The sequence below is a fragment of the Microbacterium sp. SD291 genome, assembly GCF_017355365.1.
In the GTDB taxonomy this organism is placed as follows: Bacteria; Actinomycetota; Actinomycetes; order Actinomycetales; family Microbacteriaceae; genus Microbacterium.
On record NZ_JADIJR010000077.1, the window covers coordinates 1 to 1,007 of the forward strand.

General features: G+C 70.9%; 1 protein-coding gene. It reads right to left on the bottom strand.

Annotated elements, in window-relative coordinates; translation table 11 throughout:
- On the bottom strand, positions 1 to 1,007 hold a 1,007-nt coding region (locus IPV10_RS16835), incomplete at both ends, for an HNH endonuclease signature motif containing protein (protein WP_207485822.1).

Genomic DNA, 1,007 nt, shown 5'->3' on the forward strand with positions numbered 1-1,007 from the left:
AGGGGCACCCCGTTGTCGGTGCAGGTGGGGCCGCCGCGGGCGTGTTCGATCACGTGGTGGATCTCGCACCATTCCGCGGGGACGTGGCAGCCGGGGATCAGGCATTCCTTGTCGCGGGCGATGATCGCGCGGCGCTGGTGGATCGTGAACACCCGGTCGGTGGTGGTGATCCCCACGATCCGGCCTTCGTCGAACAGGACCCGTTGGATCGTCCCGGTGCAGGCGGTGTGCGCGGCGACGGACACGGGGATGGGAGTGGCGTCGCCGCCGACGCTCGCGCACCCGGTGCCGTCCGCGAAGTCCTTCGCATCCACATGCACGACGAGGGTGGGGGCGGCGCCGGCGAGGGAGGGCATCTCGTGGTGGCGGGCCGCGATCCCGAGCGCGGCGGCGAGGGCGTCATGGCGTTTCTGACCGGGGGTGCGGGGGTCGATCACGTTCCGGTGGTCGGTGTTGAACCGATCCTCGCCGTCGCCGTCGCCGTCGCCGTCGCCGTCCCCTTCGCCTTGGCTTTCGCCTTGGCTTTCGCCTTGGCTTTCGCCTTGGCTTTCGCCTTCGTCGTCGTCTTCTTCGTGGAAGGCGACGCCGGGGACGGGTGGTCCGCCGACTTTGGGGTTGTTCTGCGCGTCAATGATGAGCTGGAGCTGTGCGGCGGTGTCGGGGAGGAGGTTGCCTCGGATCGGGTGCAGGCCGTTCCGCTGCCGCCCGATAGACAGGTACCGGCCCTGCTGCGCGTTCCGGTCATTCGGCTCCGCCCCATCCGGATCCAGCACCGCCGCGACCTCCGACGCGAACAGCCGCAGATCATCCGGCGTCGCCGGCGGACCCGCCTCCGGAACGACCTTGGCCTCGGCATCGGCGGCGTCGGCGTCGGCGTCGGCGTCGGTGCCACCCAAGTCATCACGGTCGGCATCGCCGTCGGCGCCAGAGTCGGCGCCGGATCCGCTTTCGTCGGCGGGGAGATGGTGGCCGCGGGCGAACCCGGCGAGCATCTCGTCCGCGGCCAG